The sequence below is a fragment of the Mesorhizobium sp. P170090 genome (assembly GCF_057786115.1).
Window position 1 is genome coordinate 5862552 of record NZ_JBYNWH010000001.1, and the last position, 20337, is coordinate 5882888.

General features: G+C 60.3%; 17 protein-coding genes and 1 tRNA gene. 7 read left to right on the forward strand and 11 right to left on the reverse strand.

Features of this window, described 5'->3' with window-relative positions; genetic code table 11:
• Positions 1–22: 22 nt before the first annotated feature.
• Positions 23–718 carry a response regulator transcription factor CtrA gene (gene ctrA / locus AC3EML_RS28325; protein WP_006203583.1) on the reverse strand — a complete coding sequence of 232 codons (696 nt, stop codon included), beginning with the start codon at positions 716–718 and terminating at the stop codon, positions 23–25.
• Positions 719–1167: 449 nt separating this feature from the next.
• On the opposite strand from ctrA, the gene AC3EML_RS28330 reads away from it, so the two are divergent.
• Positions 1168–1545 (forward strand): flagellar export protein FliJ, encoded by a 378-nt coding sequence (locus tag AC3EML_RS28330; RefSeq protein WP_023669945.1) that lies wholly within the window; start codon positions 1168–1170, stop codon positions 1543–1545.
• A gap of 109 nt (positions 1546–1654) precedes the next feature.
• On the opposite strand, the gene AC3EML_RS28335 is transcribed toward AC3EML_RS28330, so the two are convergent.
• On the reverse strand, positions 1655–2056 hold the full coding sequence (locus AC3EML_RS28335; RefSeq protein ID WP_027049865.1) for a winged helix-turn-helix transcriptional regulator: 402 nt from the start codon (positions 2054–2056) through the stop codon (positions 1655–1657).
• 91 nt (positions 2057–2147) lie between these two features.
• Between AC3EML_RS28335 and AC3EML_RS28340 the strand changes: the two genes are divergently transcribed.
• Entirely contained in the window at positions 2148–3077 is a 930-nt protein-coding gene (locus AC3EML_RS28340; protein WP_352521382.1) for an NADP-dependent oxidoreductase, read from the forward strand.
• 67 nt (positions 3078–3144) lie between these two features.
• On the opposite strand, the gene sciP is transcribed toward AC3EML_RS28340, so the two are convergent.
• Positions 3145–3420: a CtrA inhibitor SciP gene (gene sciP, locus AC3EML_RS28345; RefSeq protein WP_013529904.1), complete on the reverse strand. Its 276-nt coding sequence runs from the start codon at positions 3418–3420 to the stop codon at positions 3145–3147.
• Between the two features lie 257 nt (positions 3421–3677).
• Between sciP and mnmA the strand changes: the two genes are divergently transcribed.
• The gene (gene mnmA / locus AC3EML_RS28350) at positions 3678–4868 is read left to right on the forward strand and encodes a tRNA 2-thiouridine(34) synthase MnmA (protein WP_023683624.1); all 1191 of its coding nucleotides are present in this window, start codon (positions 3678–3680) and stop codon (positions 4866–4868) included.
• Between the two features lie 65 nt (positions 4869–4933).
• Here the strand turns inward: mnmA and AC3EML_RS28355 are convergent, their stop codons facing one another.
• Positions 4934–5893 carry a Gfo/Idh/MocA family protein gene (locus AC3EML_RS28355; protein WP_352521467.1) on the reverse strand — a complete coding sequence of 320 codons (960 nt, stop codon included), beginning with the start codon at positions 5891–5893 and terminating at the stop codon, positions 4934–4936.
• Positions 5894–6128: 235 nt separating this feature from the next.
• Here AC3EML_RS28355 and AC3EML_RS28360 point away from each other — a divergent pair.
• Positions 6129–6205, forward strand: a tRNA-Met gene (locus AC3EML_RS28360).
• Between the two features lie 310 nt (positions 6206–6515).
• On the opposite strand, the gene AC3EML_RS28365 is transcribed toward AC3EML_RS28360, so the two are convergent.
• From AC3EML_RS28365 to AC3EML_RS28375, 3 genes are all read right to left on the reverse strand, one after another.
• The gene (locus AC3EML_RS28365; RefSeq protein ID WP_023696861.1) at positions 6516–7670 is read right to left on the reverse strand and encodes a GNAT family N-acetyltransferase; all 1155 of its coding nucleotides are present in this window, start codon (positions 7668–7670) and stop codon (positions 6516–6518) included.
• Positions 7667–8659, reverse strand: coding sequence for a sterol desaturase family protein (locus tag AC3EML_RS28370; protein ID WP_023686296.1), 993 nt, complete (start codon positions 8657–8659; stop codon positions 7667–7669). The genes AC3EML_RS28365 and AC3EML_RS28370 overlap by 4 nt, the downstream gene beginning before the upstream one ends.
• Before the next feature lie 203 nt (positions 8660–8862).
• Positions 8863–10869: a heparinase II/III family protein gene (locus AC3EML_RS28375; protein WP_023671805.1), complete on the reverse strand. Its 2007-nt coding sequence runs from the start codon at positions 10867–10869 to the stop codon at positions 8863–8865.
• 16 nt (positions 10870–10885) lie between these two features.
• On the opposite strand from AC3EML_RS28375, the gene AC3EML_RS28380 reads away from it, so the two are divergent.
• Complete coding sequence (locus AC3EML_RS28380) at positions 10886–12127, forward strand: glycoside hydrolase family 5 protein (RefSeq protein WP_352521383.1); 1242 nt, start codon at positions 10886–10888, stop codon at positions 12125–12127.
• Positions 12128–12350: 223 nt separating this feature from the next.
• Entirely contained in the window at positions 12351–14240 is a 1890-nt protein-coding gene (asnB, locus tag AC3EML_RS28385; protein ID WP_027049860.1) for an asparagine synthase (glutamine-hydrolyzing), read from the forward strand.
• An 18-nt stretch (positions 14241–14258) separates the two neighbouring features.
• Here the strand turns inward: asnB and AC3EML_RS28390 are convergent, their stop codons facing one another.
• Entirely contained in the window at positions 14259–15377 is a 1119-nt protein-coding gene (locus AC3EML_RS28390) for a glycosyltransferase family 4 protein (RefSeq protein ID WP_023833543.1), read from the reverse strand.
• 167 nt (positions 15378–15544) lie between these two features.
• Here AC3EML_RS28390 and AC3EML_RS28395 point away from each other — a divergent pair, with 167 nt between their 5' ends.
• The gene (locus tag AC3EML_RS28395) at positions 15545–16984 is read left to right on the forward strand and encodes a lipopolysaccharide biosynthesis protein (protein WP_027049859.1); all 1440 of its coding nucleotides are present in this window, start codon (positions 15545–15547) and stop codon (positions 16982–16984) included.
• Positions 16985–17024: 40 nt separating this feature from the next.
• Here the strand turns inward: AC3EML_RS28395 and AC3EML_RS28400 are convergent, their stop codons facing one another.
• The 3 genes from AC3EML_RS28400 to wecB are packed head-to-tail and all read right to left on the reverse strand — an operon-like array spanning position 17025 to position 20309.
• A complete protein-coding gene (locus AC3EML_RS28400) occupies positions 17025–17828 on the reverse strand; it encodes a WecB/TagA/CpsF family glycosyltransferase (protein ID WP_023725122.1) in 804 nt (267 codons plus the stop codon).
• Complete coding sequence (gene wecC / locus AC3EML_RS28405) at positions 17825–19162, reverse strand: UDP-N-acetyl-D-mannosamine dehydrogenase (protein ID WP_023686301.1); 1338 nt, start codon at positions 19160–19162, stop codon at positions 17825–17827. The genes AC3EML_RS28400 and wecC overlap by 4 nt, the downstream gene beginning before the upstream one ends.
• Complete coding sequence (gene wecB / locus AC3EML_RS28410; protein ID WP_023737705.1) at positions 19155–20309, reverse strand: non-hydrolyzing UDP-N-acetylglucosamine 2-epimerase; 1155 nt, start codon at positions 20307–20309, stop codon at positions 19155–19157. Before wecB ends, wecC begins: the two co-directional genes overlap by 8 nt.
• Positions 20310–20337 lie beyond the last annotated feature (28 nt).

Here is a 20337-nt window from a genome sequence, read left to right on the forward strand (position 1 = left end):
GGTTCAATCGGATGGTGTTCGCTCAGGCGCTGACGCGGATGTCTTCCGGCTCGCGCAGCACATAGCCGCGACCCCAGACCGTCTCGATGTAGTTCTGGCCACCGGATGCTGCGTCGAGCTTCTTGCGCAGCTTGCAAATGAAGACGTCGATGATCTTCAGTTCCGGTTCGTCCATGCCGCCATAAAGGTGGTTGAGGAACATTTCCTTGGTCAGCGTGGTGCCCTTGCGCAGCGAGAGCAACTCCAGCATCTGGTATTCCTTGCCGGTCAGATGCACGCGTTGACCGCCGACTTCGACGGTCTTGGCGTCGAGATTGACCACCAGATCGCCGGTGGTGATGACCGACTGGGCATGGCCCTTGGAACGGCGCACGATGGCATGAATGCGGGCGACCAGCTCGTCCTTGTGGAACGGCTTGGTCATATAGTCGTCGGCGCCGAAGCCCAGGCCGCGCACCTTGTCCTCTATACCGGCCATGCCGGACAGGATCAGGATCGGCGTCTTCACCTTGGACAGGCGAAGTGTCCGCAAGACTTCGTAGCCGGACATATCGGGAAGGTTGAGGTCGAGAAGAATGATATCGTAATCATAAAGTTTACCGAGATCGACACCTTCTTCGCCGAGGTCGGTCGTGTAAACATTAAAACTTTCAGATTTGAGCATCAGCTCGATGCTCTGAGCGGTTGCACTGTCGTCTTCTATCAGCAGAACGCGCATTTCATTCCCCTTTTCTGCCGCCGGACCATGTCACGACCCATCCGGGACCGGAGCAGTGATTGCCTGAACAGAGGCTGCCATCGAATGGTTAACAAAACCTAATTCCGCACCAAGGACGGTACCAGATTTTTTAACCCCTTTCTACACCCTCTTGAATCTAATGATGAATCACAGAACCAAATCGCTAATGCAACACATTAATAAGTCGGACTAAGTGACTCAAGGGACTCGCTGGCCGGCTTCCGTATCGGGAGCCGGAATTTTTACCCGGCCTTAAGTCCTCGCCCTTATGATTAACAATGCGCGTAAACGAATGGTTACCGCCGGCAAAAAACTTTAGGGATTTGTTTCCCATAGTTCGGGGAATGCCGGTGGATACGGGCGACGCCAGGCCCTGGCGGGCGGATTGGACGATATGTGCAGGTGTGCGTTTCCGGGAGTACCGAATCATGAAGTCACGTGAAAACCTCGTTCGGCTGAAGCAATTTCAGGTGAATGAGAAGCGGCGGCAGCTGCTGCAGCTCGACATGATGATCGCCGAGTTCGAGCGCATGGCCGTTGAACTGGAGCTTCAGATCACCGCCGAGGAGAAGAAGGCCGGCATCACCGACATCAATCATTTTGCCTATCCGACCTTCGCCAAGGCGGCGCGTCTGCGCCGTGATAACCTCAGAAACTCTCAAAGCGACCTCGCCCAGCAGCGAAGCGCTGCCGAATCATTACTCGGCGAAGCTGAAGCGGAGCTTTCCAAGGCCGAGATGCTGGAATCGCGCGACACCAAGATCCGCGACGCGGAACTCGGCGGTCGCAGCGCCATGATCGGCTGACGGCAGGGTTTTAACCCGACCGGCGCCGCCTGACGCCGCGCTTTGCTTTGCGTGTAGCGCGCCAAAAGGCTCCGGCGCTGCTGATCCGGACCGTAAGGCGGCCGCAGCTTCAGGCCCGTGCCAAATCCCTGTCCAGGTTCGCCGCTGCCCTCGCCCGCGCTTGCTTGATGTCAGGCATATGCTCTTCCGACCAGGACCGTATCTGGGTGAGCAGCCCCGCCAGGTTCTGGCCAAGTTCGGTCAATTCATATTCGACCCGCGGCGGGATCACCGGAAAGATTTCGCGCCGCACAAGCCCGTCGCGCTCGAGGACGCGCAGCGTCTGCGTCAGCATTTTAGGCGTGATGCCTTCGAGCTTACGCGCCAGTTCGCCGTTGCGCATCCGGCCACGGCGCAGCGCACAAACCGTCAGATAGACCCATTTGCTGGCCAGCATCTCGAGCACGGCGTGCGAAGGACACGTCCGCTGGAAGGCGTCATAGCCGGAGCCGCAATCATTATCACTATCCATGAGGTGCCTATATATGGAAAAGGTACATACTGGACAAGGGAGTATTACTATCCAAATGATAGTGGCACAGAAACCCCAGCAGGAGCCTCCCATGCGTGCCGTTGTCCAGAATTCCGTCGGCGGACCCGACGTCCTCGTCATCGCCGATCGCCCTGCGCCCTCGCCCAAGTCAGGCGAAGTGCTCGTGCGCGTGCATGCCGCCGGCATCAATCCGGTCGATGGCTCGGTGCGCGCCGGTTACTATCCTTTGCTGGGCGAACCGCCCTTCACTTTGGGCTGGGATATTTCAGGCACGGTCGAGGCGGTAGGCCCAGGCGTCGATGGCGGCCTCAAGGTCGGTGACGCCGTGTTCGGCATGCCGCATTTTCCCAAGCAGGCCGCGGCCTATGCGGAGCTCGCTGTCACCCCGGCCGATGAAATCGCACCGAAGCCGCAAGGCATTGACCACAATCATGCCGGCGCGCTGCCGCTGGCCGGTCTGACCGCCTGGCAAGGTCTTGTCCGCCATGGCGGCCTGAAGCGCGGCCAGCGCGTGTTGATCCATGCTGCGGCCGGCGGCGTCGGGCATCTGGCGGTGCAGATCGCCAAGGCGCACGGCGCTTATGTCATCGCCACCGCCAGCCCGAAGAAACTCGATTTCGTCCGCTCGCTCGGCGCCGATGAAGTGGTCGACTACACCAAGCGAGATTTCACCGCCGAGGTCAGCGACGTCGACCTGGTGCTGGAGCCGATGGGCGGCGACCATGCCGACCAATCGCTGACAGTCCTGAAGGACGGTGGCGCCTTGGTGTCGCTGCTCAATGTCCACGACACCACCCGAGCCAAGGCTGCTGCGCGTGGGATCCGCGTCGAGCGCATGTCCGTCGTGCCCGACCGTGAAGGCCTCGTCGAACTTGGCAAACTGGTCGATGCGGGAAAGCTTGCGGTCCATGTGGCAAAGAGCTTTCCGCTCGAACAGGCGGGCGCCGCGCACGCTTTTCTCGCCACCAGGCCGATCGGCAAGGTGGTGCTGACGGTCTGAAGCAGCAGGCATCACCGACAGGCAAAAGGGCGCGGTTACCGCGCCCTTTTCTATTGTGGTCCTGGCTCTAGTGCCGGTATTGCTGGATGCGCGTCGTGCGCAGCCCGGCAAGGCCGTATTCGTCGATCGACGCTTGCCAGGACAGGAATTCCTCGGTGGTCAGCTTGTAGCGCTGGCATGCCTCGTCGAGGCTCAAAAGCCCGCCGCGCACCGCAGCAACCACTTCCGCCTTGCGCCGGATAACCCAGCGACGTGTATTCGTCGGCGGAAGATCGGCAATCGTAAGAGGGCTGCCGTCAGGCCCAATAACATATTTGACTCGCGGTCTAACAAGATCGGTCATCGTACTCTCTACTAAAAACTCAAAGACCCAATCCCCACCACATTACCGCCACAGCTTTAAAAATTGCCTAAGCGAACCCTAATGAGTAGGTAAGGATCATGAACGCCGCGTTAGTCTTTTCGTCGGCATTTGAGGCAACGGCGGGCAGGCGCGCAATTTTCCCGCAAAATCGGCACCGCCGCAAAGCTGGCGCCGCTGGTGTGGTTGACCTATATTCGCGCCACTGCCATTGAAGCGCCGCGCAGAACGAAAGAACCATGAACAGCCTCGACCTTCCCGCCAGCCCGCAAAACACCCGCATCGTCGTCGCCATGTCGGGCGGTGTGGATTCGTCTGTCGTTGCCGGCCTTTTGAAGCGCGAAGGCTATGATGTCGTCGGCGTCACGCTGCAGCTCTACGACCATGGCGCCGCAACGCACCGGGCCGGGTCGTGCTGCGCCGGCCAGGACATTGACGATGCCCGCCGCGTTTCCGAGACACTGGGCATTCCGCATTACGTGCTCGACTATGAGGAGCGCTTCCGTAAGGCGGTCATCGACCCGTTTGCCGAAAGCTACGTCGCCGGCGAAACGCCCATTCCGTGCGTCTCTTGCAATCAGACGGTGAAGTTCGCCGACCTTTTGGCCACCGCCAAGGACCTTGGCGCCGATGCGCTCGCCACCGGCCACTATATCCGCTCCGGGGCCAATGGCGCCCACCGCGCGCTGTTCCGGCCCGTCGATGCCGACCGCGACCAGAGCTATTTCCTGTTTGCCACCACGCAGGCGCAGATCGACTATCTGCGCTTTCCGCTGGGTGGGCTGTCCAAGCCTGCGGTGCGGGCCATCGCCGAAGAAATGGGGCTGACCGTTGCCGCCAAGCAGGACAGTCAGGACATCTGCTTCGTGCCGCAGGGCAAATATTCCGACATCATCGCCAAGCTGAAGCCAGCTGCCGCCAACCCAGGCGACATCGTCCATATCGACGGCCGCGTGCTCGGTCGCCATGACGGCATCCTGCGCTATACGATCGGCCAGCGCCGCGGCATCGGCATCGCCTCGGGCGAGCCGCTTTACGTCGTCCATCTCGACGCCGACCGGGCCCGTGTCATCGTCGGCCCGCGCGAGGCGCTGGAGACCCACAAGATCTATCTGCGCAACATGAACTGGCTGGGCGATCGCGCGCTGTCCGACATTCCGGCCGCCGGCATGGAGCTGTTCGCCAAGGTCCGCTCGACGCGGCCGCCGCGCCCGGCCGTGCTGCATCACCGCGCCGGCAGCACCTTTGTCGAACTGGTCGACGGCGAGTCCGGCATCGCGCCCGGACAGGCCTGCGTGCTCTATTCCGACGACGGCAACGAAGCCCGCGTCTTCGGCGGCGGCTTCATCGAGCGCTCCGAGCGCGGCGCCGAGGCCGAAGCCATGCTCAGCCGGCTCGCAGCCAGGCCGGCGCAGATTCCCGCAGAGTAAACACTACCCCTCTCGGAGACAGTTTTAGTTTCGATCTGCCTTAAGGGCAGAGTTTCGAAACGGTCTCAGGACTTTGTGTGCGTGACTGTACCCGCCGTCAGGATGCGGAGCACCCTGATGGCTTCCTCGCCGCTGGTGCGCGGCTCGGCCCGCGTCTCGATACACTGGATGAAGTGCTCGAGCTCGCGCGTCAGCGGCATGCCCTGGCCGACCGCGACATAGGACGGCTCGTTGGTGGTGAAGGCCCACTGGCCGCTGTCCTGCCACACCGCGTGGCGGTAGACGGCCAGCTTGCGCTCCCATGGCTCGACATCGTCGAACACCGCCATTGCCTTGGTGCCGACCACGGTCAGCCGCCGCTCGCGATAGGGATTGAGCCGCGAGGTGAAGAGATGGCTGCGCAAGCCATTGGGAAAACGCATGTGCAGATGCGCGAAATCGCTGAGATTGTCGAGGAGTGCGGCCCCCTCGCCCCTGACGTCGATCGGCTCGGTGCCGGTGATGGCCAGGATCATCGACAGATCGTGCGGCGCCAGATCCCACAGTGCGTCGTTCTCGGTGTGGAATTTGCCGAGGCCGAGCCGGTGCGAGTGGATGTAGCGAACCTCGCCGAGCTCGCCATTGTCGATCAGCGCCTTCAGCGTCTCGAAGGCGGGATGGAATCGCAAGACATGGCCGACCATGAACACGCGGCCGTTGTCCCTGGCCGCCAGCACGGCGCGCTCGGCGTCGGGCACGGTCAACGCAATCGGCTTTTCCACCAGCACGTCCTTGCCGGCCTCAGCGGCGCGCACGGCAAGATCGGCATGGAATTGCGGCGGCAGCGCCATGACGATGGCGTCGATATCATCACGCACGAACAGCTGGTCGGGCTCGATCGCCAGGCAGTCCTGCTCGCTGGCAAAGCCTTCGGCCCGCGCCCGATTGGCATCGGAAACCGCATGTAGCGCGCCGAGCGCCTTGAGGGTGCGGATGTGGTTGCTGCCCCAGTATCCGCAACCGAGGACTGCAATGCGCGGCTTCATCAGCTTCAAACTCTAATTTCTTGGCCGAGACATAGCGGCGTGCCCCGTCGAACTCAACCCCGGTGGCTTACCGGAGATGCCAGCCCGGCAAAGCTTTTACCGGCGACAATATGCCGGCGCCCTCGCGCATCGATGCTTGACAGGCTCGCCCTCCCAACCTTATATCCGCGCGACCTTGGCGAACGCCTCGAAATGCCTTTCGATTTAAGGCGGATTTCGGGCCTTTCGCCGCCCTGGCGGGGTAGCTCAGTTGGTTAGAGCACGGGAATCATAATCCTGGGGTCGGGGGTTCAAGTCCCTCTCCCGCTACCAGCCTACCTTAAGCTACTGAAATTATAGAAAAAACGCCGACCTATGGTAGCGCCCTGTCCGAAAAAATCTTCAATGATTTTCAGGACCTAGCCTGCTACCGTTGTGACGCCAACGAACGTGTTGCAACGCTTCGCAGACGACAAACTGCGCCTCGAGAGACGTGATTTGCGGGAATTGGCTGAAGTCTGCACCTGCGGACCCATTCGGTCCCGATTCCGAGGCGCAATCGACGCGGATTTTCGAATGGCGCGCCCATGTCGCACGCCAGCCCTCAACGCTCGGCGGCTTATGCCCAAGTTATCCAGCTAAATTAAGCAGTCTCATCGGGCGGGCGCTCTGGATTCGCCGACGCCAATCCGCGTGAGCGTACGCGGATCGTCTGACAGATACGATCAGCGAGAGAAGCGAGCGCGCCCTGCACAGTGCGTGCCCCAAGAACGGATTGGAGGGTAACGGCCTGTGTTGCAAACCTATGTTTGAAGGCCTCTCCGCCACAGAGGAAATCGACCAATCCCAAGCCGTGATCAAACGACCACTGTATATACTCCGTAATCAGGACCGCACCCGGCGACGCTCGGCTAAAATCAGGGTCGTAGGTGGTAACGAATGCCATCATGACGTTGTGCTGGACGATGTTGATGGAAACCGCGACCATCGCACCATTGCATTCAAGTACGAAAATGCGCAGCACACCGGCGCGTGACAGCGCGTCCACCAGGGCGGCAAGAACCGGCTCGCCCTCTTCGAAAAGGTCGGATTCACGCGTGTGCTTTTCCAGCCATCTGCGCTTCAGCGCCGACAGTCGCTCCAGCAATGGCTGCAGCGGCTCGTCGGCCGACAGGAGGCGGAATTTCACTTCGCCTGTTTCTTCCAGTATCTTGATGCCGCGCCGATAGTTCTGGCGCATCTTTTTCGGCTGGTCCGCCAGCCATGCTGCTCCGCTGGCCCACTGTCCAGCGACGCGATAACTGACTTCCTCCCGGTGATTGGCGCGAAGCTTGACGCCGCTGGAAGAGCCCGGTGTAAAAATCCTGCGGGCTGCCGCATCCGGCGACAGACGATTGATAAAAGCAAGATCGAAGCCACCCGCCGAACAGATCCGGTTCCAGAGGTTCTGGAGGGCCGATAGGGAGCATTCCGGCGCGACAAGAATATCACCATAGTCCGTATAGCTATTGGCGGCCCATTCGAGGAGCCGAAGTCCTTTTCGTCTGCCGATCGCCAGGGGAATGACAGCGACCAGCCTGTCATCGCTCCATACCAGGCCGATCCGCAGCGAGCGCCGGTCGCGGTCACGCACGGTGCTCCACCATGCCGAAACCCAGGCATGGCTCTGAAAGATCAGTGCATGGGTACGATGCCATAGGTCTACCCATTCGGCTTCGATGGCGGCCAGGCGATCCGTCGAACTGACGATTTCCAGTCGCTCCGCACCAACAGCGTCAATCGAAGCCATTTTGTTCATGGTTGGAGACGGTCCTGCGGCTGCGCGACATCGATGCGCTTTTGAAAAAGTCGCATGATATGGTTTGCCATTTTCTTGAGCGGCAGCACGTAAAGTCCGAAAAGCGACTGATAGTCGCGTACGTCGCGATCTATCAGTCCAAACTTGAGGTCTTCGTCCGGATCCGGGATGAACTGCGTTCCGAATATGCGATCCCAGAATGAAAAAAGCAGCCCGAAATTCTTGTCGTAGTGGCGAGGGTCGACACTGTGATGCACCTGGTGCCAGTGCGGACACAAGATGACGCCGTTCAACCGGCCGAAGGAAATCTTCAGATGCGTGTGGCGAACAAAGTCCATCATGAGAATGTTGCGAATGACATAGACGTTGATGCCAAATATGGCGATCTCGACCGGATCAAGCGCAATCAGGCTCCACAAGCCGAAACTGATCCCCGGTATGACGCCGTCCCAGATCCGGTTCATCAGATCGTCCAGGGGGTGAACCCGGTCCTTGGTGATCCCAACCATCACTTCGGCCGAATGATGCACCTTGTGCAATTCCCACAGGAACGGGAAACGGTGCTGGGCAACGTGATATAGGTAGTAGGAGATATCGTAAGCAACGAGCATGGTTGCGGTGAAGAGGATGATCGTCACTGGGCCGGCGGGGCCGGGTATCAGCGGTTGCGAGATGCTGAAGAGCCAGCCGACTGCCTGGTTTGTTGCATATCCCGTGGCGGCAACGAAGGTGACACCGGCGGGAATGAGCAGGAAGGGCATCACCAGCCTTTTCGTGATCCAGAACAATGCGTCCGCTCGCGCCGATGGGTGCATGATGACTTCCGCGGGAAAGGCGAAGTCGAAAAAGTCCCGGAAGGATTTCTGTTCGACCGTTCGCCAGTAGGCGACCACCGCGCTCCCCAGCGCCGTGAGCAACAGGAGACCGAGTGTCAGCAGATCGATGTGTGAGAGTTTTTCCACGATCACTCTGGCGAATTCCGAAAACATCGATGCAGTGGCTCCTAGGTGGTGAAATGGTGATCCGGCTCGTCGCGAAGCACATATTGCCAGGCCTATCATATGCTGCCCGCAACTGTGTATCGGGATGCGACTGGCAGAACAATCATGGCCAAATTAGCAGATCAACGGTGTCAAAACCGCTAAATATCTGAACGTAATTAATGTCGAACGCTGCGCCTGCAACCTGCCCGTTATCGGGTCTGCGGCGGACTTGGCGCGAGCCGGATGACTACTCCCTTTTCGCCTACTTGGCCACGCCATGCGAGGCGTTCGGCTGGCTGCCTTGCACCAAAACGCGGCGAAACCCAGCCGCCCTGGCCCGGTGTGTCGCCGCCGGAACGGATGTGGATCGCTGCGTCTGGAAAGTGGATAGTCATCAAAGGTTCAGCGCCGCGCAATATCGTGACAATGTTTCCATCCCTGTTGGCGTGGAGGTCGGCGGCGAGTTGGAAGACGATCTCAGCGACGCGGCTGCCGCCGAGCAGTTGGTCGGTCACGAGGATGCCGTCGCCATCGCGTGTCACGGCGCGTTGATGCACAACGCCGAAGCGGCCTTTGTACCCGTCATGTCGGGCACACAGCCTCCAGTGCGGCCCCGGCTCGCTCTCCACCAATGTCGCAACCGCCTTGTGCGACCAGTTGAACGCCCCGGAGATGATGCTTTGGCTTTTACCCTCTAGGTTCAGCGTGTTGTGCGCCGGCGTCGAGCGGAACCAGTCGCGCCAGCCTCCCCCCGAACCATAGAGCCATGTGCCGGGGTCGACCAGCACCGGATCGCCGTCAATGCACAGGGTGAGCGACAGCGCGTCGGCATGACCGTGCGCCGCTATCGAAAGGTAGCCCAGCGGGCCGTGGTCGTATGTCAGATGGACGTTGCGACCATTCATCTCGCCGCGCCAGACGGAGAGCCCGCCTTGCGTGAATGTATGCAATCCATTCGGCACCGGCGCCGGCCGCGGTGGCGCACCGAAGAAAAGCGCACGAAAATCGCCAGGCTCCGGTGCGCTGCCCGGCATCCGTAGAAAACCACGGATGGCGGCCGCGACCGATCCGACATAATCGGTTTCGCCCCCCAGCGTGATCACGCGGCCTTCATCATTGTCGCCGAAGCCGCTGGTTTTCGGCGGGAGCCAGCCTGCGAAATTGGCGAAAGCGGCCAAACGCGCTTCGACGGGCTGGGGAAAAGGCAGTCCGGCCTGGCGCGCCGCCGCAGCGCACAGCAGGAAAAGTTCGGCACTGAAGGCGGCGTAGGTCGGGGTCTGCTCGGCCCCGGCGCCATCGGCCAGGATCTGTTTGAGCACCTCAGCCAGGAGCGACTCGCGAGCCACCTCGGCCCCGAAAGCCAGACCGATCAAATATTCGCCAGCCAATTCCGCGACGAGATGGTTGTTGGCGGACGAAAAACGGGAGGGAAACCGCGGCAGCCAATAGGCGCTTGCCGCCAGTATTTCACCGACTTTTTCTCGCGTCGCCGCGCCAAGCCGGTCGCCGACGAGGTCGAGCGTGACAATCAGGCTGATGGCTCGTAGCGCGACCTCGATGCCCGAGGCCCAGCCAACGCCCCGAAATGGTGGGTTGGCGAAATGCCAGCTCTCGATCGCCGCCTCGATGGCCGCACGGGATTGATCATCGCCGGTGAGAAGCAGATGGGCAGCCAGTGGCGGCAGTTGCTGCAGCCGGTTGATTTCCCAGACATATTTTACATCGCCACGGCCGGTGGCATGGCGAAAATCGATATCGAAAGTATGGGTCTTGGGGCCTGGCCAAAGCCGGCCGGTCACCGGATCAAGGCGCCAGAGCTCGGGTGGAAAGAGAGTATAGGGGTCTCGCTGTGGCCAGGTCTGCCCAAGTGCTGAAAACTGGCCCCGAAGAGTGTTTTGCGCAGCCGCCTCGATAGCTTGCCGCTGGGCTGGTGTCGCAGCGGCCGGCACAGCATTCCGCAATCCGTGCAGCACCGGGTGCAACTGCGGCGACGCATAGCGCTGCCAGCCGTTGTCGCGGCGGCGCGAAACGGTCCTCCGGCGCTGCTCGTCCAACCGATGCAATATCTCGGCCAACTCCATGCTGCGCAATCGGTTGAAATACCACCCGACCCTCATCCGCGCTCCGCCAAGATTTTGATCCTCATACACCATCCCGTCGAAAAAGCGTGTGGCGGCATCCTCTTTTCCGTTCCCGCGGTTAATATCTTCGGCCATGACGCGGAGTTTTGCGATGAGAAAAGTTGTCTACGTCATAGCGTGCGCGCTTGGCATGGCTTTGTCAGCCGAGGCGGCGCCGATCCCGCTTGAGCGCGGCGTTGGCGTCCATGAATGGCTCAACTGGTCGCCGGTGGAGAAAGATGGTTCCTACAAATGGCCGCCCTATCGCAGCGAGAAGGAATGGCTTGCGGGCGGCAGGCCGCTCACCGATTGGCCGGACGGCGACCAGTTTGGTCGCATTCGATCCATGGGCTTCGACTTTGTCCGGCTGAGTGTCGACCCTGGCCCTCTGCTTGCCAGCGAGGGCGCCAAACGACAACAGGCGCTGGACATGCTTGCCGCTGCGGTGCAGCGGGTGGTTTCAAGCGGGCTCAAGGTGGTTTTCGATCTGCATGGCGTCAGCCAGGTTCCGGCCTACAGCATGGAAATGATCCATGGCGGGGCCGACAGCGAGGGTGTTGCCCGCTATCGCAAAATGGTAGTGGCGGTGGCTGCCATGCTGATCAAAATTGGCGCCGACAAGGTCGCCCTCGAGCCCTATAACGAGCCCGCCTACTACCCTTGCGATTCAAGCGGCAGCGATGACTGGCAGCGGATCATGGCAGGCACGGTTCGCGATATTCGCGCCGTCAGCAGCGAACTCACCATCGTCGCGACCGGCGCCTGCGGCGGGAGCATCGCGGGACTGGTCAACCTGGACCCCAACTTCGACGACCCCAACGTCTATTACAGCTTCCACATGTATGATCCGCACAGCTTCACGCACCAGCGGGCCGATGACAAGAACGCTTTCTCCTCCGGCCTTCCCTGGCCTGCCGACGCCAGCACGCCCGAAGTGGTCGCCGAAACCCTCAAGGCGCAGATGGACGCCGCCGGCTTGAGCCAGATCGAAGAGGTGATGAACATGGCCTCGGCGCGTGAAACGATCGCCCGATACTTTGAGCAGAATTGGGGGCAGAGCCAGCTCGAAGCGGGTTTCCGTCAGGCGGTCGACTGGGCTGAAGCCCATGGCATAGCGAGCCGACGCCTGTTCGTGGGCGAATTCGGCGTTATCCTGATGTCTGCGGATGGCCGCATGGGAGCTTTCGATGCTGATCGCCTGCGCTATCTCATGGCAGTGCGCAGAGAGGCGGAACGTTTCGCGATGCCGTGGTCGGCCTGGGAATTCTCCAATCCTTACGGAATGAGTGTTATCCAACCCAAGGGGCCTGCGATCCCGGACCGGGAGATGTTGCGGGCACTAGGCCTGCGATAACTCGTCATCGGGTCAGGATCGGTTCGAGCGGTCTGCCTGGTTGCTGGCGATCAATCGCGTGGAAACCCAAGGACTGTCGTCTCCAGTTGCAGCCGAGAGGGCCTGATCGAACCAAATCAGGCTCAGTTTTAAAATCACTCCACCGAGCAGCTATTTAATATATTCGCTGTAGATTGGTGTCCTCGATCATACGCAAACAAGGGAAAGAGGGCCAAGGGAAAGAATGTGCGGAATTGCCGGCTGGATTGGGCGCAGGGTCGAGAAGCCACAAGATCGGGCCGTCGGGATGTCGAATGCCTTGCAGCATCGTGGTCCCGATGCCGAAGGCATCGAACTCCTGGACCTGAATACAGGCGGGGACCAGTTGGCATTGGTGCATCGCCGCCTGGCGATTATTGACTTAAACGCCGATTCAAATCAGCCGATGCAGACCGAGGACGGACGGCTCCGGATTATTTTCAACGGCGAAATATACAACTACATCGAGCTGCGTGAGGAGTTGATCGGTCTCGGTCACCGTTTTCGCACACGCTCCGACACGGAAGTGCTGCTCAGGGCTTATGACCAGTGGCGCCTGGCCATGTTCGACCGATTGAGCGGGATGTTCGCTTTTGCGCTGTGGGACGCTCAACGGCGCGAATTGATCCTCGCTCGCGACCCCTTTGGAAAAAAACCCCTTTACCTCATGCAAGGCAGAAATTTGCTGTCGTTTGCCTCGGAGATCAGCGCGTTGTTGTCTGCGCAGCCAGATGGCCAGCAGCTCGATCTGGATGGAGTGCGCGAGTATCTGACCTGGCGTTACGTGCCTGGACCGCGGACGCTTTTCAAACAGATCCGTAAGCTCAACCCGGGAAGCTACGCTGTGTGGTCGCAAGGGGAAGTAACGGAAACGCGCTATTATGCGCCCCCGGATCAGACCGATCTGACAGCGGATATCGATCCAGGAACCGCCAAGCGACGATTTCTGGAATTGCTCGACCGTTCTGTCGAGATCAGGATGCGCAGTGATGCGCGGTTTGGCGCCTTTCTATCCGGGGGGCTCGACTCGTCGGCAATCGTTGCCCTGATGACCAGGCACAGCGACAACCCGATTCGTACGTTTTCGGTCGGTTTCAGCGAACAGGCTTACAGCGAGCTTCCATTCGCCCGGCGCGTCGCCGATCATTTCAAGACCGATCATTGCGAAATCGTCATCCAGGCGGATGACCTGATGAATCATCTGCCTAAGATGGTCCGCCATCGGGGGGCACCTGTTTCACAAAGTACGGACATTCCAATTTACCTGATGTCGGTTCGAGCCTCGCGGGACGTCAAGATGGTGCTTACGGGCGAAGGGGCGGACGAGATTCTCGGCGGCTACCCCAAACATCGCGCAGAGTCTCTGGCGGGTGTCTACCGGTCACTTGTTCCAGCGTCGCTTCACAACAATCTCCTCGCCCCTTTGATGCGCGCATTGCCCGGCGCATCGGCCAAGTTCGACATATTTGCCCGAAGCGCGGGTGAACGGGACTTTGCAACCCGGATGATCTCCTGGTTTGGAGCCATGACGGCGCGGGAACGCGATTCGCTCCTCGGTGGGTTGGCCACTTGCGGCCATGACCGCAACGATTTCCCGTTCTCTTCGAGTGTGACGGAATCCCATCTGCGCCGTGTGTTGTTTTTTGATCAGACATCGTGGTTGCCCGACAACCTCTTGGAACGGGGCGACCGGATGATGATGGCCGGTTCAATCGAGGGGCGAATGCCATTCCTTGATCGCGATCTGGTTTCCTTCGTCAGCCAGCTGCCCGATCGTTACAGGCTCGGTCTCCTGGGCAGCAAACAGATCCTGCGCGACTGCATGGCCGGCATGGTTCCCGACGAGGCCCTCAACCGGCCAAAGATCGGCTTCAAGGTGCCCGTCGCCGAATGGTTCCGCGGGTCGATGAGCGATTATGTACGAGACCATCTGTGTTCGTCCCATTCGGTCATCCGTAGCTATTTGAGCGCCAAGAAGCTGGACCAGATTGTCACGGAGCACGCCGAGCGCGCCGCGGACCACGAAAAACTGATATGGGCGCTTTTGAACCTGGAGATATTCCACCGCGAATTCGCGCTTGGCCCGCCGCAGTGACGACAATGAAGGACAGCGTCAGCGCTTGACCGATCGCGCCTCGGACGCGACCGATCTCCAGACATCGCAGATCGCGTCGACAAACGGTGCAAGCTCAAGCCTTTCCCGGTGCACCGCCATGGCGGCGGCGCCAAGCCGCGCGCGCAGCGCCGTATCCTCGACCAGCCGAGTTAACGCCTCGGTCAACGCCGCCACATCGCCGGGCGGCACCAACAGACCGGATTGTTCGTGGGTGATGATGTCCTCGACCGCGCCAACCGGGGTGGCCACGACAGCCAGGCCGGCCGCCATGCCTTCGATCACCGACATTGGCAGATTTTCGGCGAACGAGGGGAGCACCAGAATATCGGCCGAAGCGATCAGTGATGCGACCTCGTCAGGTCCCACCCAGCCCGGAAAAGCAATACGGTCGGCAATCCCTAGAGCGACCGACCTCGCTCGTGCCGGCTCGACCTCACCATCGCCGGCGATCGTGGCACGCCAACCCCTGAGATGTTTCATCCGCTCCAGCGCCTCGCCCAACTGCGGCACGCCCTTTCGCTCGCCGATGCGGCCGAGGAACAGGATGTGCACGTGATCGCCTCCGCCGACATGCGCCAGGGAAGGAACTGCCGTGGCGTTGGGAACGATGACAATATTGCCGCCGTTCGCCGGTGCCCGGCTGGCGACGAAATCGCGCCAAAGCCCGCCCAGGACAATCACCCGGCCGGCATGCTCGAACAGAGCCCTGATACGGCGGCTCATGAAACTATGATCATCTTTCCAGAATGTCTGATACTGCGCCCCATGCAGATGAAGGACATATGGTATCGACAACAGCCTGGCGCAGGCGGCGATCATCATCTTGCGATAGGTGCTGCCGGAGACCGATATATTGATGTGAATGACGTCGGCGCGTCTGTCGAGGCGGGCCCCAAGCATCCGCGCGCAAAAACCAAGCATGTAGAAGATCGAAAGCCCGACATGTCCCGGGCCACGGCTGGAAAGAAAGCGCAGATCGATGTCGGCGATCTCTTGCCGTTCGAACTCCTGCTTCAGCGCCCCCATGATCCGGTCGATGCCGCCTTGTCCCGAAACGCCCGAGGGCGTTGCGACCAGGACATGTATTTTTCTATTGTGGGCGAGACGCTGCAACATGACACCATTTGGATTGCGGATGCCGGGTGACCGTAAAGCAAAGGTTCCAAAAAAGGTTTACGACAAATCTTTTGGTTCAAACTGTATCCGTTCACCCTTTGCCGTCATCATGCTGGAATACCCGTCGGTCAACGGTTAATCGACGGCAAATTTTCCGGGACAACCCTTTGCTGCTCCGTTCCACACTCATCTATGGCCCAGCTATTCTGCTGACGCGGGTTTCCGCTCTGCTCCTGCTGGTCGTCATGACGCGGTTGATCGACCAGACCGAGTATGGCCTGCTGACCCTGGTGGTCACCGTGGGCGAAATGACGGATGTTGCCGTTACCAACTGGCTGCGCATTGCCTTGCTGCGGCTTGGTGGAAAAGGCGACGTCAGCCGTGGCAGCCTGATGCTTGCCGGACAGGTATTGCTTGCCACCACGGTGCTGGCCCTGATCATATCCGTGATCGCCTCGGCGGTGATCGTGCCGGAGCGCTGGATCGAATTTGCAATCGCCGTCTGCAGCTATCTGATTGCCGGCTCCATCAGCCGGTTCGCGTTGACGGTGCTGCAAATGCAGCAGCGTCATTCCCTCTATTCGATGCTTGAATATCTGCGCGGCCTGCTGCAACTGGCCTTGCCGATCGCCGCCATCCTTATCTTCCAACGCTCGTTTCTGACGGTATCGCTCGGCTCGAGCCTCGCCGTGCTGATTGCCGGCATCGTGGCGTGCGTGGTGGCATCCGGGCGCGTTATTGGCGGCCCGCCGCGCTTCACCCACAAGGAGTTTTTTGCCCTCGGCGTGCCCCTGGTCATCATGGCGCTGGTCGGTTTCGGTCTCAACAGCGCTGAACGCGTCTTCCTCAAGCTCTACTACGATGCCGGCGCGGTGGCCGTCTTCGCAGCCGCCTACGCATTGGCTCGGCAGCCGATCGATATGGTCGCCAACGCAATCAACATGGGCGCATTTCCAGAAGTGGTCAGCCGCTTCGACGAAGAGGGATCCGAGGCGTCCGGGCGGTTGTTGTCGCAACTCATGGCCTTGATGATACGCCTTTGCCTGCCGGTCGCAGCAATGCTTATCGCGCTCAGCGGCGACATCACGCGACTCCTGCTGCCCGCGGAATATCATGGTCGCTTCGGCCTGCTGTTCCCGATCATCGCCTTCAGCGTTCTTTGTGCCAATCTCACAAGCTTCGTTTATGGCGTCGTGGTGCACGCACATAAGCGGCCGTGGTTGCTGATCATCGCCAATTCCTTCGGCTCGGTGGCAACGATTTCACTGTCTTTTCTGTTGATTCCCACCATGGCGGAGGTTGGCGCGGCGTTGGCGTTGGCGGGCGGATCGCTGGCAGGTCTTGCAGCCTGCATCGTCATCGCCGAGAGGCTCACGCCGGTGCCGGTGCCCTGGCGCGACATCGCTGTCTCAATCATAATTTCTATCTGCACCGGATTGGCCGCCAGCCTCGCCAGCACTGCGCTGGGCTATATGCCGGCGATCTTTCCGCTCGCGGCGGGCGGCGTCGCCGGCGCTGCGGCTTTCCTGGGACTGACCTGGTTGTTTCACCCCGCGGCCGTGACGCATTTCATCGGCAAGCTAAGGGCACGGCTCCGGATCGCATAAATCCCGCGCTATGAGGCATGCTTGTCTGAAAGTCGCGAGCTTACGGATTGACGTTTCGGCGTCCCCGGCGAGACCAGAACTCACGCCACAGCAGCAGTGCATAGGCGGTGTTGGTATCGTAGTAGCGGCGCCACAAGCGTCGCGGCTCCTGCGCCACGCGGAACAGCCACTCCAGGCCGGCCGCCTGAACCAGTTTCGGTGCCCGGGCGACCTTTCCACCATAGACGTCGAAGCTGCCGCCCACGCCCATGACGAAACTCGGAGCGAGTACGTCGCGATAGCGCTTGAGAAAGCGCTCCTTGCTCGGCGTCGGCATCGCCACAAACAGGCAGTCGGCACCTGAAGCGTTGATGGCCTCGACGATCGCGGCCTCTTCCTCCGCCTTGAAATACCCATTGCGCCGGCCGGCAATGGCCAGGCTCGGATGATCTCTGGCAAGTCGGCTTTCAACTGCGTCGAGAATGTGCTGTTCAGCGCCCAAAAGGTAGGGGCGATAGCCACGCTTGGCGCACAGCGCAAGCAGGTTGATCATGACGTCGACGCCGGTCACACGCTCCGGCAACTCGACGCCGCAGAGCCGCGCGCCCCAAAGCACGCCTTTGCCGTCGACATTGACCATATCCGCCCCGACGACATCCTCGCGCAGTTCGGCATTCTTGCGCATGTTCACAAGCTTGGCGACGTTCACGACAACATGATGAAGCGGTCGCCGCGTCGCCATCGCCTCGTCTGCGATGGCCAGCGTCTCGGCCATGGTCAGCGCATGGATGGTCGCACCGAGAAACTCGCGGCGGCGTGATGCCAATAGAGAGTGTTGCGCCCATGCCGGGTCATGCGAGTTCATGCCGCTTCTCCGGTGCGAGCGAGAGACTGCGAGCGTTCCATTTCGGATTTCTTGCCTTCGATGCGGGCGTCGGGCTTGCGCGCCTTGCGCCAGGTCCACAGGCCCCGTGTGTCGACGAGCTTCTTGTCCTTGAGCGCTTCGGGATCGATCAGATTGAATTGTCTATGGTCGACCAGCAGGACGACGATATCGGATTGGTCAATAGCGGAAAGTGCATCGGTGAACATGACGCCGCTGCCCTCGAGCTCGTGTGGCAACTGACGCGCATTGGGCTCGGCAGCGACGATCTTGATATTGGGAATCTTGGACAGAAGCTTAACAACCTCGACAGCCGGGCTCTCGCGCATATCGTCGATATTGGGTTTGAAGCTGAGGCCAAGACAGGCGATCGTCTGCTTGCGGGTCGGGTCGAGCAATGCCTCGATGTCCCTGACCACCGACAAGGGTCGCTCGGAATTGATGCGCCGTGCCGAACTGATCAGCCGCGTATTGTTCGGTGCGGCGTCGATGATAAAATACGGATCGATCGCAATGCAGTGGCCGCCCACGCCCGGGCTCGGCTGCAGGATGTTCACGCGAGGATGCCGGTTGGCGAGATCGATTACCTCCCAGACGTTGAGCGACAGATCCTGGCACACCGCCGCAAGCTCATTGGCGAAGGCGATATTGACATCGCGGAACGCATTTTCAGTCAGCTTAACCAGTTCCGCGCTTTCGGCCTGGGTTATGAACAGGTCGCCGGCGACGAAGCTTGAATAGAGTGCCGCTGTCCGCTCCGAAGACTTTCGGGACAGTCCGCCGATCGAGCGATCATTGTTGATCAGCTCGGTCAGCACCTTTCCCGGCAGCACGCGCTCGGGAGAGTAGGCGACCAGGACGTCAGCTTCCTCGCCATGCGCAACGGGAAATTTGAGATCGGGTCGCAGTTCCGCGAGCAGCGCTGTCATGACACGCGTCGTACCGACCGGCGATGTTGATTCCAGCACCACCAGGTCGTCCCGTTTTAGCACCGGAGCGATGCTTCGCGCTGCCGCAAGCACGTAGCTGACATCCGGCTTGCGGTCCGGGGTGATCGGAGTTGGAACGGCGATAATATAGGCATCGGCCGGCTGAGGCGTGCTGAATGCCTTGAGCTTGCCATTGGCGACAACTTTCTGGATCAAACCATCCAGGTCCGGTTCGATGATGTGGATTTCGCCGCGGTTGACCTTCGCGACCACCGCCTCGTTGATATCGACACCGATGACATCGAGTCCGCGGCTGGCAAAAATGGCACAGGTCGGCAGGCCGATATAGCCCATGCCGATAACAGAAACGGTTTTGATTTCAGCCATGATTCAGCAATTCCTCAACGATCCGGCTCGCAGCTTGGCCATTGCCGTATGGATTGTGCCTCTCCGCCATGCCGCGATAGACGCTCTCATCATCGAGCAGGCTATTGGCATTGGCCAGAATTTTTTCGATATCGGTGCCGACCAGCCGGGCAGTACCAGCGGCGATCCCTTCGGGTCGCTCCGTGTTTTCCCGCATCACCAGCACCGGCTTGCCGAGTGAAGGCGCCTCTTCCTGCACGCCGCCGCTGTCGGTCAACACCAGGTAGCTCTGTTTCTGCAGGTACAGGAACGGCAAATAGTCCTGCGGGTCGATCAGGTGGATGTTCGGCACCGTCCCGATTTCGGCCTCGACCACGGAGCGCACATTCGGGTTGGGATGGACCGGGTAGATGATCTGCACATCCCTGCGCGCCGACAATGCCTTCAGCGCGGTGCAGATTCTCTGGATGCCGCCATCGAAATTCTCACGGCGATGACCGGTGACGAGTATCATTTTCTTGGTCGGATCGATGAAGGGGAAACGAGCGGCGAGCTTGGCGTTCATCAACTTGTCGGCATCGATCTCGCTGGAGAAATGCAGCAGCGTGTCGATCACGGTATTGCCGGTTACGAAGATGGTGTTCGCAGCCTTTCCTTCGGCGATGAGATTGTCGCGCGCCTCGGTGGTCGGCGCAAAATGCCAGGTGGCGATGTTGCCGGCAATCTTGCGGTTCAGTTCCTCCGGAAAGGGAGAGTTGATGTTGTGGCTGCGCAATCCCGCCTCGATATGGGCAACCGGAATGCGCTTGTAGAAGGCAGCTAGAGCCGCGGTCATCGCGGTGGTTGTGTCGCCCTGGACGATGACGATGTCCGGCTTCGCCTTCTCCAGCACCCCCGCCATTCCGAGGAGCACGCGCGAGGTCACGTCGAACAACGTCTGACCTGGCTGCATGATGTTGAGATCGTAGTGCACCGGCAGGCCCGTCAGTTCGATGACCTGATTGACCATCTCGCGATGCTGGCCCGTCACACATATTTCCGTGGTGAAGCCTGGATGGGCGAGCGCGGCCCGCGCCACCGGAAAACATTTGAGCGCCTCCGGCCTCGTGCCGAACACGATCAGCAGTTTTCGCCTTGAGGGCAAGTTCGGATGTGAAACGGCGTTCATGGTTGACCCTGGTCACCGAAAGCGTGGG

Excerpts from the sequence above, each read along its gene's own strand:
- ctrA (WP_006203583.1), bottom strand. The coding sequence starts at position 718 with ATGCGCGTTCTGCTGATAGAAGACGACAGTGCAACCGCTCAGAGCATC.
- AC3EML_RS28330 (WP_023669945.1), top strand. The coding sequence starts at position 1,168 with ATGAAGTCACGTGAAAACCTCGTTCGGCTGAAGCAATTTCAGGTGAAT.
- AC3EML_RS28335 (WP_027049865.1), bottom strand. The coding sequence starts at position 2,056 with ATGGATAGTGATAATGATTGCGGCTCCGGCTATGACGCCTTCCAGCGG.
- AC3EML_RS28340 (WP_352521382.1), top strand. The coding sequence starts at position 2,148 with ATGCGTGCCGTTGTCCAGAATTCCGTCGGCGGACCCGACGTCCTCGTC.
- sciP (WP_013529904.1), bottom strand. The coding sequence starts at position 3,420 with ATGACCGATCTTGTTAGACCGCGAGTCAAATATGTTATTGGGCCTGAC.
- mnmA (WP_023683624.1), top strand. The coding sequence starts at position 3,678 with ATGAACAGCCTCGACCTTCCCGCCAGCCCGCAAAACACCCGCATCGTC.
- AC3EML_RS28355 (WP_352521467.1), bottom strand. The coding sequence starts at position 5,893 with ATGAAGCCGCGCATTGCAGTCCTCGGTTGCGGATACTGGGGCAGCAAC.
- AC3EML_RS28365 (WP_023696861.1), bottom strand. The coding sequence starts at position 7,670 with ATGAACAAAATGGCTTCGATTGACGCTGTTGGTGCGGAGCGACTGGAA.
- AC3EML_RS28370 (WP_023686296.1), bottom strand. The coding sequence starts at position 8,659 with ATGTTTTCGGAATTCGCCAGAGTGATCGTGGAAAAACTCTCACACATC.
- AC3EML_RS28375 (WP_023671805.1), bottom strand. The coding sequence starts at position 10,869 with ATGGCCGAAGATATTAACCGCGGGAACGGAAAAGAGGATGCCGCCACA.
- AC3EML_RS28380 (WP_352521383.1), top strand. The coding sequence starts at position 10,886 with ATGAGAAAAGTTGTCTACGTCATAGCGTGCGCGCTTGGCATGGCTTTG.
- asnB (WP_027049860.1), top strand. The coding sequence starts at position 12,351 with ATGTGCGGAATTGCCGGCTGGATTGGGCGCAGGGTCGAGAAGCCACAA.
- AC3EML_RS28390 (WP_023833543.1), bottom strand. The coding sequence starts at position 15,377 with ATGTTGCAGCGTCTCGCCCACAATAGAAAAATACATGTCCTGGTCGCA.
- AC3EML_RS28400 (WP_023725122.1), bottom strand. The coding sequence starts at position 17,828 with ATGAACTCGCATGACCCGGCATGGGCGCAACACTCTCTATTGGCATCA.
- wecC (WP_023686301.1), bottom strand. The coding sequence starts at position 19,162 with ATGGCTGAAATCAAAACCGTTTCTGTTATCGGCATGGGCTATATCGGC.
- wecB (WP_023737705.1), bottom strand. The coding sequence starts at position 20,309 with ATGAACGCCGTTTCACATCCGAACTTGCCCTCAAGGCGAAAACTGCTG.